11 protein-coding genes are annotated in these 11,341 nt (G+C 70.6%); 2 read left to right on the top strand and 9 right to left on the bottom strand.

The annotated features are described in order from the left end of the window. Window positions 1–161: 161 nt before the first annotated feature. The 9 genes from ACIRYZ_RS00930 to rpmH form a co-directional block, all read right to left on the bottom strand. Window positions 162–779 (bottom strand): GNAT family N-acetyltransferase, encoded by a 618-nt coding sequence (locus ACIRYZ_RS00930; protein WP_387620800.1) that lies wholly within the window; start codon window positions 777–779, stop codon window positions 162–164. 123 nt (window positions 780–902) lie between these two features. Next, entirely contained in the window at window positions 903–1,964 is a 1,062-nt protein-coding gene (locus ACIRYZ_RS00925) for a ParB/RepB/Spo0J family partition protein (RefSeq protein ID WP_402937824.1), read from the bottom strand. Continuing rightward, entirely contained in the window at window positions 1,961–2,905 is a 945-nt protein-coding gene (locus ACIRYZ_RS00920) for a ParA family protein (protein ID WP_402938503.1), read from the bottom strand. Before ACIRYZ_RS00920 ends, ACIRYZ_RS00925 begins: the two co-directional genes overlap by 4 nt. 319 nt (window positions 2,906–3,224) lie before the next feature. Beyond that, on the bottom strand, window positions 3,225–4,058 hold the full coding sequence (rsmG, locus tag ACIRYZ_RS00915; RefSeq protein WP_402937822.1) for a 16S rRNA (guanine(527)-N(7))-methyltransferase RsmG: 834 nt from the start codon (window positions 4,056–4,058) through the stop codon (window positions 3,225–3,227). 158 nt (window positions 4,059–4,216) lie between these two features. Next, window positions 4,217–4,747, bottom strand: coding sequence for a protein jag (locus ACIRYZ_RS00910; RefSeq protein ID WP_402937819.1), 531 nt, complete (start codon window positions 4,745–4,747; stop codon window positions 4,217–4,219). 81 nt (window positions 4,748–4,828) lie between these two features. After that, window positions 4,829–5,983 carry a membrane protein insertase YidC gene (yidC, locus tag ACIRYZ_RS00905; RefSeq protein WP_402937816.1) on the bottom strand — a complete coding sequence of 385 codons (1,155 nt, stop codon included), beginning with the start codon at window positions 5,981–5,983 and terminating at the stop codon, window positions 4,829–4,831. Continuing rightward, window positions 5,980–6,351 (bottom strand): membrane protein insertion efficiency factor YidD, encoded by a 372-nt coding sequence (gene yidD / locus ACIRYZ_RS00900; protein ID WP_387620814.1) that lies wholly within the window; start codon window positions 6,349–6,351, stop codon window positions 5,980–5,982. Before yidD ends, yidC begins: the two co-directional genes overlap by 4 nt. Beyond that, entirely contained in the window at window positions 6,348–6,776 is a 429-nt protein-coding gene (gene rnpA, locus ACIRYZ_RS00895; RefSeq protein ID WP_393023697.1) for a ribonuclease P protein component, read from the bottom strand. The genes yidD and rnpA overlap by 4 nt, the downstream gene beginning before the upstream one ends. 18 nt (window positions 6,777–6,794) lie before the next feature. Beyond that, window positions 6,795–6,932: a 50S ribosomal protein L34 gene (rpmH, locus tag ACIRYZ_RS00890; protein WP_030059672.1), complete on the bottom strand. Its 138-nt coding sequence runs from the start codon at window positions 6,930–6,932 to the stop codon at window positions 6,795–6,797. A gap of 352 nt (window positions 6,933–7,284) precedes the next feature. Between rpmH and dnaA the strand changes: the two genes are divergently transcribed. Together dnaA and dnaN are read left to right on the top strand one after the other, a co-directional pair. Continuing rightward, complete coding sequence (dnaA, locus tag ACIRYZ_RS00885) at window positions 7,285–9,114, top strand: chromosomal replication initiator protein DnaA (RefSeq protein ID WP_402937811.1); 1,830 nt, start codon at window positions 7,285–7,287, stop codon at window positions 9,112–9,114. Window positions 9,115–10,057: 943 nt separating this feature from the next. Next, the gene (dnaN, locus tag ACIRYZ_RS00880; protein ID WP_224284069.1) at window positions 10,058–11,188 is read left to right on the top strand and encodes a DNA polymerase III subunit beta; all 1,131 of its coding nucleotides are present in this window, start codon (window positions 10,058–10,060) and stop codon (window positions 11,186–11,188) included. The last annotated feature ends 153 nt before the right edge of the window (window positions 11,189–11,341 follow it).

Here is an 11,341-nt window from a genome sequence, read left to right as displayed (position 1 = left end):
CCGGTCACGCCTAACCCCGGCGCGCGCCCCAGGCCCGCAGGGCGGCGCTGCGTGGCGGGCTTGATATACGGGCCACCGGACACCGACCGACCGGGGGGGGGGCCCCCCCCCCGGGGCCCCCCCGCCGCCGTCGTTCCACCTACGGCTTTCGCACCGGCCGCTCAGAACGGCCGCAGCGCCGGCTCCTTGCGCCCGCCGCCGAGCAGCCGCTCCAGCGCCACCTCCACGTCGCCCCGCCAGGAGAGCGTGGTCCGTGCCTCCAGCCGCAGCCGCGGGTAGCGGTGGTGCGGTCGTACGGTCTTGAACCCCACCGCCAGCAGGTGGTCGGCCGGCAGCACGCAGCTGGTCGGCACCCGGCCCGCCGAGCCGAAGGCCTCGATCGCCCGCACCCCGCGCCCGAGCAGGTCCTTGGCCACCGTCTGCACCAGCACCCGGCCCAGCCCCTGCCGCTGGTAGCCCGGCAGCACTCGGCTGACCATCAGCTGGACGGCGTCCGGCGAGACCGGGCTGGTCGGGAAGGACTGCGAGCGGGGGACGTAGGCCGGCGGGGCGTAGAGCACGAAGCCGGCGGGCTGGTCGTCCACGTAGGCGATCCGGCCGCAGGACCCCCACTCCAGCAGCACCGCGGAGATCCATCCCTCCTTCTCCAGCTCCGGTTTCCCGGACTCAACCGCCTCCTTCGCACTCACCGGGTCCAGCTCCCAGAACACGCAGGAGCGGCAGCCGGTCGGCAGATCCGTGAGGTTGTCCAGCGTCAGCGGAGCTATCCGGCGTCCCATGGCCCGTACTCCTCCTCCCTTTCACGGTCGAGCATTCCCCCACGAACGCCGATGGGTGCATGTTTCACGTGAAACAGCGCTCACGTGGAACATGCACCCATCGGGTCGTTGCCCTCGGCCGGCTCAGCCCTGCGACAGCCGCAGACCGTCCTCGCCCGGAGCCATGCTGTCCAGGATCCGGTTGAGGTCCTCCACCGAGCCGAACTCCAGCACCACCTTGCCCTTGCCCAGCTTGCCGCCGCGCTGCGACACCTCGACCTTGACCCGGGTGTCGAAGCGGTCCGAGAGCCGGGTCGCCAGGTCGTTGAAGGCCGGGGTGATCAGCTTGCCCGCCTTGGGCGCCTGGCGCTTGGGCTTCTGCTCGTCGCTCATCAGCTTGGCGATCTCCTCGGTGGTCCGCACCGAGAGGCCCTCAGCGATGATCCGCTTGGCCAGCTCCTCCTGCCGGTCCGCGTCCGGGATGCTCACCAGCGCCTTGGCGTGGCCGGCGGTCAGCACGCCGGCGGCGACCCGGCGCTGGACGGACGGCGGGAGCTTCAGCAGCCGCAGGGTGTTGGAGACGTGCGGGCGCGAGCGCCCGATCCGGTCCGCCAGCTCGTCATGGGTGCAGGAGAAGTCCCGCAGCAGCTGGTCGTAGGCGGCCGCCTCCTCCAGCGGGTTCAGCTCGGCCCGGTGCAGGTTCTCCAGCAGGGCGTCCAGAAGGAGCTTGTCGTCCTCGGTGGCCCGGACGATCGCCGGGATCCGCTCCAGCCCGGCCTCCCGGGAGGCGCGCCAACGGCGCTCGCCCATGATCAGCTCGTAGCGCTCGGCCTCGACCTGACGCACCACGATCGGCTGGAGCAGACCGACCTCCTTGATGGAGGCGACCAGCTCGGCCAGCTTGTCCTCGTCGAAGACCTCGCGCGGCTGACGCGGGTTGGGGGTGATCGCGTCCAGCGGCAGCTCGGCGAAGGAGGCACCGGGGACCGGCGTCGGCTGCTCCGCTCGTCGCCCGACGGCCGCCTTGGCAGCCACCGTGCCGCGACCGCCCGGCAGCACCGGCACGGAGGCCGGCGACGTCACGCCGGTCACCACCACCGAGGTCGGCGCGGACGTGGCGGCGGCGGGCTGCGCCGCCCCGCCGTCCGCCGGCGCGGGGCCGATCAGCGCCCCAAGCCCTCGTCCCAGACCCCTGCGACCACTCACCGATTACCCTCCGTCGTACCGTGCTGTGCCACCGGGGCGCCGTGCCCCTGCTGGCCGTCCCGCTGCTGGCCCACCAGCGGTCCGCCCTGGCCCACCGCACGCAGCGCGAGCTCGCGGGCGGCCTCCAGGTACGAGAGCGCCCCGGTCGAACCCGGGTCGTAGGTGAGCACCGTCTGCCCGTAGCTGGGCGCCTCCGAGATGCGCACCGAGCGCGGGATCGCCGTGCTCAGCACCTCGTTCTGGAAGTGGGTCCGGACCTCCTCGGCGACCTGGGCGGCCAGCCTGGTCCGGGCGTCGTACATGGTCAGCAGGATCGTCGAGACGTGCAGCGCGGGGTTGAGGTGCGCGCGCACCAGCTCGACGTTGCGCAGCAGCTGGCCGAGGCCCTCCAGCGCGTAGTACTCGCACTGGATCGGGATCAGCACCTCCTGGCCGGCCACCAGGGCGTTGACCGTCAGCAGGCCCAGCGAGGGCGGACAGTCGATCAGGATGTAGTCCAGCGGCTGCTCGTAGGCGGCGATGGCGCGCTGCAGCCGGCTCTCCCGGGCCACCAGCGAGACCAGCTCGATCTCGGCGCCGGCCAGGTCGATGGTGGCGGGGACGCAGAACAGCCCCTCGACGTCCACGACCGGCTGGACCACGTCGGCCAGGGGCTTGCCCTCGACCAGTACGTCGTAGATGGAGGGCACCTCGGCGTGGTGGTCGATGCCGAGGGCGGTGGAGGCGTTCCCCTGCGGGTCGAGGTCGACCACCAGGACGCGCAGTCCGTGCATCGCCAGCGAGGCGGCCATGTTCACGGTGGTGGTGGTCTTGCCCACCCCACCCTTCTGGTTGGCGACCACGATCACCCGGGTGCCGGCGGGTCGGGGCAGCCCCTCTCCCGCTCGGCCGATCGCCTGTACCGCAGCCTGGGCGGCCCGTGCGATGGGCGTGTCATCGATCTGGTCGATGGTCTCCGAGTCCTGCATGGAGGTCAGTGTTTCACGTGAAACCGGAGCGGCAACAGTCGCCGCCCGGCCGCGGCTAAGGATTCCCGAGAGCAAGGAGCGACGTTTCACGCGAAACACCATGCCCGCTATGTCGGAAATCTGACGTTGCGACACTCCGATGTCCCGATGGCGGCCTGGGCGTCACCTGAACGACGACGGGCGGACGGCTCCCCCCGTTCAGGAGGACCGTCCGCCCGCTCTCGTCCGTTTCCGGCGTCACTCGGCCTCAGCGGGCCTCACCATCAGCCCCTCGGCAGCCTCGGCCTCGGCCTCAGCGGCTGCGGCGCCGCCCGCCCCGACCGCGCTCGCCGCCCTTGGCGCCGGCGTTGGCGTTGCGGCCGGCCCGGGCCACCTTGGCCCGCCGGGTCGCGGCCTTCACCCCGCCGGGGCTCTCCCCCGCCTTGACCTGGACCACCCGGGTCGAGGTCTCCAGGGTGCCCTCGCCGACCGAGATGACGCTCCACTCGACCGCGCCCAGCTTGGCCAGCCCGGCGCGCGAGTCGGCCAGCTCCTGCTCGGCGCTGTCGCCCTTGAGCGCCAGCATCTGCCCGTGCGGACGCAGCAGCGGCAGCCCCCAGCCGGCCAGCCGGTCCAGCGGCGCCACCGCCCGGGCGGTCACCACGTCCACCGCGAGCTTGCCCACCATCTCCTCGGCGCGGCCGCGCAGCACCGTGACGTTCTCCAGGCCCAGTTCCCGGACGACCTCCTCCAGGAAGGTGGTCCGGCGCAGCAGCGGCTCCAGCAGGGTCACCGAGACGTCCGGACGGGCCAGCGCCACCGGGATGCCGGGCAGGCCCGCGCCGGAGCCGACGTCGCACAGGGTGGAGCCGCTCGGCAGCAGCTCGGCCAGCACCGCACAGTTGAGCACATGGCGGTCCCACAGCCGGGGCACCTCGCGCGGCCCGATCAGCCCGCGCCTGACACCCGCCGTGGCCAGCAGCTCGGTGTAGCGGACGGCGGCGTCGAATCGGTCGCCGAAGACCTCCCGGGCGGCGGCCGGCGCCTCCGCCAGCACGTCCAGCTCGGGCGCCTCGGCCGCGCGCTCCTCAGCGTCCGGATCCACGTCCGCCCCCGGACGGCCGGCGGCCGTGCTCTCCGTGTCCATCTCGACCTCTCCGATCCCCGGATCCACCGACCCGCTCAACGCACTGTTTCACGTGAAACATCCCGGAAGGGACGACGACCCCGTCCGCACGAGGCGGACGGGGTCGCGTCCGGTGAAGCTCACCGGCTGCCGCAGCGGCCGGTCATCGACCGTCGGCCTCAGGCCGGCAGCACGACCACGCACCGCTGGGGCTCTTCGCCCTCGGACTCGCTGCGCAGACCCGCGGCCGCGACCGCGTCATGGACGACCTTGCGCTCGAAGGGCGTCATCGGCTTCAGCTTGACCTGCTCGCCGGTGCTCTTGGCCTGCTCTGCGGCCTCGGCGCCGAGGGCGGCCAGCTCCTCACGCTTGCGGGCCCGGAAGCCGGCAATGTCCAGCATGAGGCGGCTGCGCTCGCCGGTCTCCCGGTGGACAGCCAACCGGGTCAGCTCCTGCAGGGCCTCCAGCACCTCGCCGTCCTGGCCGACCAGGCGCTGCAGCGCGCGGTCGTTGCCGTCGCTGACGATGGAGACCAGGGCGCGGTCGCCCTCGACGTCCATGTCGATGTCACCGTCGAGGTCCGCGATGTCGAGCAGACCCTCCAGGTAGTCCGCCGCGATGTCCCCCTCCTGCTCCAGGCGGGTGATGAGGCTCTCGTCGGCGCTGGCGGCGGCCTCGGCCTCGACGGCGGAGGTGGTGCCTTCCGTCACTGATGGACTCCTTCGGAGTTGGGCCCGTCTGGCGGGCCGGGAACGAAGCTCTTCGGGGCTGTCACAACGGGCCGGGGCCGGTCAGGACTTCCTCTTCGGCCGCTGGCCGCCGCGCTTGGGCTGCTGCCGGGTGCCCTGCTTGCTGCCGCTGGGCTTGGCCGCGGTCTGCTTGTCGGCCGTCGGCTTGGCGTCCGACTCGGCCGGGGCGGCGTCGCTCGGCTGCTCGGCCACGGTGTCCTCGCCCGGCTCGGCCGCCTGGGTGGTGGCACCGCCGTGCTGGCGCTGGGCCTTGGTCTGCCGACGCGGCTGCTGGCGGCGCGCTTGCACCGACTCCTCGACCACGGTGGCCGCCGAGGCCGCCTGGTCGAGGGCCTCCTTCGACGGGGGCAGCATGCCCCAGAGCGCGCCCTTGATCTCCGTACCGTCCGGACGCAGCCGGCCGGCCTTCTTCAGCCGCGCCTGGCGCTCCTGGAAGGCCTTGCTGCCCGGGGTCGGGTTGTTGCGGATGACGATCAGCTGCTGGCCCATCGACCAGACGTTGGTGGTCAGCCAGTAGACCAGGACACCGACCGGGAAGTTGATGCCCATCACGGCGAACATGACCGGGAAGACGTACATCAGCATCTTCTGCTGCTGCATGAACGGCGTCTTCACCGTGAGGTCGACGTTCTTGGTCATCAGCTGGCGCTGGGTGACGAACTGCGACAGCGACATCATGACGATCATCACCGCGGTGACGATCTTGACGCTGGTCACGCTGCTGCTGACGAAGGTCGCGGACAGCGGGGCACCGAAGATGTGTGCCTTGCCGGCGCTCACCAGCAGGTCGCCGTGGATGACGCCGATGGGCTTGCCCTTGGCGACCGAGGCGAGCACGCCGTAGAGGGCGGTGAAGAACGGGGCCTGCACGATGATGGGAAGGCAGCTGGAGAACGGGTTGGTACCCGCATCCTTGTACAGCTTCATCATCTCTTCGGACTGGCGCTGCCGGTCGTTCTTGTAGCGCTCCTGGATGGCCTTCATCTTCGGCTGGATCGCCTGCATGGCCCGGGTCGCCTTGATCTGCTTCACGAAGAGCGGGATCAGGCAGATCCGGATGACGACGACCATCGAGGCGATGGACAGACCCCACGCCCAGCCACCGTCCGGATTGAAGACGTTGCTGTACAGCGAGTGGAACTGGACGATGATCCAGGACACCGCTGTGTAGAGGGGGCTAAGAAAACCGAAGGTCACCGGTCAGACTCCTTGGACAGGTGGATTGGCCGCTCCGGGCCAATGGTGGCCGGGCCCTCGGGGTCCGGACCGGCGGGGGTGACGGTCACCGGCTCTCCGGTGGCGGACCGGCTGCTCAGCCGGTCTCGCAACCGCCGGTGCCACACCGGATGCTTGCGCGGCGGGACATGATCGACCCCGCCGGGCGTCCACGGATTGCAGCGCAGGATGCGCCACACGGTCAGTCCGCCGCCTTTGACCGCCCCGTGCACCCTCACGGCCTCGTAGCCGTAGTGCGAGCAGGAGGGGTAATAGCGGCACACCGGACCGAGCAGCGGGCTGATGGTCCACTGGTAGACCCTGATCAGACCCATCAGCAGGTACTTCATCGCCCTGCTCCCGTCGGCGCCGTGGCAGCGGGCTCGGCCCTCAGCAACCGTTTCAGCGCCGCGTCGAGATCACGTTCGAGATCCTGGTACGAGGCGGTCGCGGCCTGGGGCAGCGCACGCACCACTATCAGGCTACCGGCGGGCAGCCTGGACAGACGATCACGGACGAGATGGCGCAACCGGCGCTTGACCAGGTTGCGGACGACCGCCGGGCCGACGGCCTTGCTCACGACGAAACCCGCACGCGCCGAAGGAGTCCCCTCGGCGACGTGCGGGCGGGAGTCGCTGGTCCGGTCGGTCTGCCCCTGCGGGTCGACCTCTCTGCTGAGATGGACGACCAGAAGGGGCCGGCCGGCCCGGCGACCGCGTTTGACCGCGGTCGCGAAGTCCTGGCGCCGCCGCAGCCGATTCTCGGAGGGCAGCACAACAGACTCTGTCGTGGATCAGGCGGACAGGCTGGCGCGGCCCTTGCCACGGCGGGCAGCCAGGATGGCGCGGCCGGCGCGGGTACGCATACGCAGCCGGAAGCCGTGGGTCTTCGCGCGGCGACGGTTGTTCGGCTGGAAGGTGCGCTTGCTCACTCGGGGGCTCCTGAGGTGAATCGTAGGATGACGGGGAGTCGCTTGGCCGTCACCGTGCGTCCGCGTGATCTCCCCTGATTCGGAAATCCGGCCCATCGCCCCAGTTCGGCTGGGGTCTGAGGCAATCCACGGCGCCCGTGCTGCGCGCCTTATGGAGCGGGCGGACCCGCGGACATGCGGCAGCGGCCATCGACAACTCGACCTGGTTACGGTACGCGGGACGAGGTGCGAGGGTCAAACCAGCCGCCCGTGGCGAACTTACCCACAGCCTGTGGACAACGACTTGATCCGTTCCCGTTCGCTGACTACCGTTGCAGGACTTGTCTGGTTTGTTCTTGGAAAGCGTGCACCAGTGGCTGATGTCAACAGCGACCTCGTCCCGGTCTGGGCGAGGGTCGTCGAGCGGCTGGTCAGCGACCCCGATATCGGCGAGATGGACAAGCAGTGGGTGCAGCGCACCCAGCCCATGTGGATGATGCACGACACCGCCCTGCTGGCGACCCCCAACGAGCGGGCCAAGCAGGTGCTGGAGGGCCGGCTGCTGCCGCAGCTGACCGACGCCCTCAGCCGCGAGCTCAACCGACCGGTCCGGATCGCCGTGATGGTCGACGCCAACGCCGCGCCCACCACCCCCGCGCCCGCCGCCCAGGCCCCCGCCGAGCCGTACCCCGGCCCGGCCGAGGAGGACTCCGGCGGCTACGGCGGCCAGGACTACCAGCACCCCTACGAGCAGGACTACGAGCGCCCCCGCTACGACACCGGCGGCTACGAGCAGCGCCCGGCGCCGTACGGCGGCCAGCCGGGCCAGCCCTGGTCCGGCTACCAGGAGTCCGGCTACCAGGAGCCCGACTACCAGGAGCCGCAGCAGCCCTACCGCGAGCCCGAGGAGCCTTCTCCCCGCCCGGCGCCGCGCCCGCTGCCCAGCCCGCCCTCGACCACCCAGGGCGACCTGTTCGGCGGCGCGTACGGCCCCGGCCCGGGCGAGCAGCCCCGCAGCGGCGCCGGCCGTCGTTCGCACGGCGCCCGGCCCACCGGCGGCCGCCCGGCCGACAAGCCCGCCACGGAACGGGGCGCCGACCGCCCCGCCGTCCCCGGGGTGCCCGCCCCGCCCGGCGCGCCCCCAGCCGGCGGCTCGCGCAAGGACGAGCCGGCCGCCCGGCTGAACCCCAAGTACCTCTTCGACACCTTCGTCATCGGCGCCAGCAACCGCTTCGCGCACGCGGCGGCGGTGGCGGTCGCCGAAGCCCCGGCCAAGGCGTACAACCCGCTCTTCATCTACGGCGAGTCCGGGCTGGGCAAGACCCACCTGCTGCACGCCATCGGGCACTACTCGCGCAGCCTCTTCCCGGGCACCCGGGTGCGCTACGTGTCCTCGGAGGAGTTCACCAACGAGTTCATCAACTCGATCCGGGACGGCAAGGCGGACACCTTCCGCCGTCGCTACCGGGACATGGACATCCTGCTCGTGGACGACATCCAGTTCCTCGCGAGCAAGGAGTCCACCCAGGAGGAGTTCTTCCACACCTTCAACACCCTGCACAACGCGAACAAGCAGATCGTCCTCTCCTCGGACCGGCCGCCCAAGCTGCTGACCACGCTGGAGGACCGGCTGCGCAACCGCTTCGAGTGGGGTCTGATCACCGACGTCACCCCGCCGGAGCTGGAGACCCGGATCGCGATCCTGCGCAAGAAGGCGATCCAGGAGCAACTCAACGCTCCCGCCGATGTGCTGGAGTTCATCGCGTCCCGGATCACCCGCAACATCCGGGAGTTGGAGGGCGCGCTGATCCGGGTCACCGCCTTCGCCAACCTCAACCGGGCGCCGGTGGACCTGGAGCTGGCCGGGATCGTCCTCAAGGACCTGATCCCGGGTGGGGACGAGGACGCCGGCCCGGAGATCACCGCGCAGGTCATCATGCAGCAGACCGCCGCGTACTTCGGCCTGGGCGTGGACGACCTCTGCGGATCCTCGCGCAGCCGGGTGCTGGTGACGGCCCGGCAGATCGCCATGTACCTGTGCCGGGAGCTCACCGACCTGTCGTTGCCGAAGATCGGCGCGCAGTTCGGCGGCCGCGACCACACCACGGTGATGCACGCGGACCGCAAGATCCGCTCGCTGATGGCCGAGCGGCGCTCGATCTACAACCAGGTCACCGAACTCACCAACCGCATCAAGAGCTAGCACCCGTCCACGGACGGGCCGGCCGGCCTTCAGAGGGCGTCAGGAGCGATCCTGACGCCTTTTTTCACATCCACAGGTGTGTGCCGGACCGAGGCTGGGCAGGGATGCCGTCGACGGACGTTCCGCCAGCCCGCAGCCGGCGCCGAACAACTGACCGGTGATTCGAAAACCGGGGGCGCGCAAGGCCGTTGTCCACAGGACCGGCCCCTTCCGCACAGTCCACAGGCTGGGGAGTCCGAAGTTATCCAGAATTCGTCCACAGGCCCGTCGCCGCTACGCTCTTCCGCGCAGGTCAGGTGCCTGTGGACTTGTGCACAACGGTTATCCACAGGCTGTGGACAATTGACGGGTCGCCACTGGGCCGTCCGGGTTATCCACCGGTTGTCCCCAGGGGCCGGGCGGTTATCCCCAGGTTGTCCACAGCTGGGTCCACAGTTCGACAACCGTGGACTGTCGTTCATGCCCCGGTGTGAAAGGCGTCACGGAAAGTTGACCGGCGCCCGTGGATAACCGGGCCCGGATCTGGGGACAGCCCTGGGGATAACCTGTGGATACTCAGCGTGCCCTGTGGGTAACGCTCGGCTGTCCACAGCGCGGCCTGTCCGTCCACAGCCGCCGTCCACACCCTCTGTGGACAAAAATCGGGCGCTGACCTGCGGAAACGGGGTTATCCACGGTTTCCACAGGCCCTACTACTACCGCTACACAGATAGACCGTGAACCTGCTTTCAAAGTGGGTGGGCCCGAAATCTGTGGACAACCGCTCCCCGACACTTGTTCGGGTTTGCTTCCGCCCGTCTGCCCCGTCTGTCGGCGGAGTACGTCAGACTGTCCTTTGCAGCTGGAAGCGGAGTGGCAGAGCTCCGCGGACAGCGGGACCGACGATCAAGATCAGACGAACCAGAGTGCGAGCGGGAGCGCTCGATCCAGGAGGCGGTTACCGGTGAAGTTCCGGGTGGAGCGTGACGTCCTCGCGGAGGCGGTGGCCTGGGCTGCCCGCAGCCTCCCGGCACGGCCGCCGGTGCCGGTGCTGGCCGGCCTGCTGCTGACGGCGCAGGAGGGCAGCCTGGCGCTGTCCGGCTTCGACTACGAGGTCTCGGCCCGGGTCGAGCTGGAGGCCGACGTCGAGGAGGCCGGCACCGTCCTGGTCTCCGGTCGACTGCTCAACGACATCTCGCGCAACCTTCCCAACAGGCCTGTGGAGATCTCCACCGACGGCCAGCGGGTCAGCGTGGTCTGCGGCAGCTCCCGCTTCACCCTGCCCACCCTGCCGGTGGACGAGTACCCGGCCCTGCCCCAGATGCCGACCGCCACCGGCACCGTCTCCGGGGACGTCTTCGCCTCCGCCGTCAGCCAGGCCGCGGTCGCCGCCGGCCGGGACGACACCCTGCCGGTGCTCACCGGCGTCCGGGTCGAGATCGAGGGCGACCGGATCACCCTGGCCGCCACCGACCGCTACCGCTTCGCCGTCCGCGAGCTGCTGTGGAAGCCCGAGCAGTCGGACATCTCCGCGGTCGCCCTGGTGCCCGCCAAGACCCTGCAGGACATCGCCAAGTCCCTGGGCAGCGGCGACAACGTCTCCATCGCGCTCTCCTCGGGCGGCGCGGGCGAGGGCCTGATCGGCTTCGAGGGCGCCGGCCGCCGCACCACCACCCGGCTGCTGGAGGGCGAGTTCCCCAAGTTCCGCAGCCTCTTCCCGACCGAGTTCAGCGCGGTCGCCGCGATCCAGACCCAGCCCTTCTTGGAGGCGCTCAAGCGCGTCTCGCTGGTCGCCGAGCGCAACACCCCGGTCCGGCTCAACTTCGAGCAGGGCGTGCTGACCCTGGAGGCCGGCTCGGGTGACGACGCCCAGGCCACCGAGCGGATCGAGGCCGACCTGGAGGGCGACGACATCTCGATCGCCTTCAACCCGGGCTACCTGGAGGAGGGCCTCAAGGCCATCGACTCCCCCTTCGCCCAGCTGAGCTTCACCACCCCGACCAAGCCGGCTCTGCTCAGCGGCAAGGTCTCGGTGGACGCCGAGGAGGACAAGGCGTACCAGTACCTGATCATGCCGGTCCGCCTCTCCGGCTGACCGTCGGCTCCGTCCGTCACCCACAGGCTGTGCACACCCGCTGTGCACAGCCTGTGGACGTCTCCCCCGGTCGGCCCGACTGCGCGGAGCCCGTCACCGTCGGAAGCGTAGGCTCGGGGAGTGCGGCAACGGCGCCGCCGCCAGGCACGTTCC

The organism is Kitasatospora sp. NPDC101155 (assembly GCF_044768305.1).
In the GTDB taxonomy this organism is placed as follows: Bacteria; Actinomycetota; Actinomycetes; order Streptomycetales; family Streptomycetaceae; genus Kitasatospora.
Note: the sequence above shows the minus strand (reverse complement) of the source record. Positions and strands in the feature narration are given on the sequence as shown.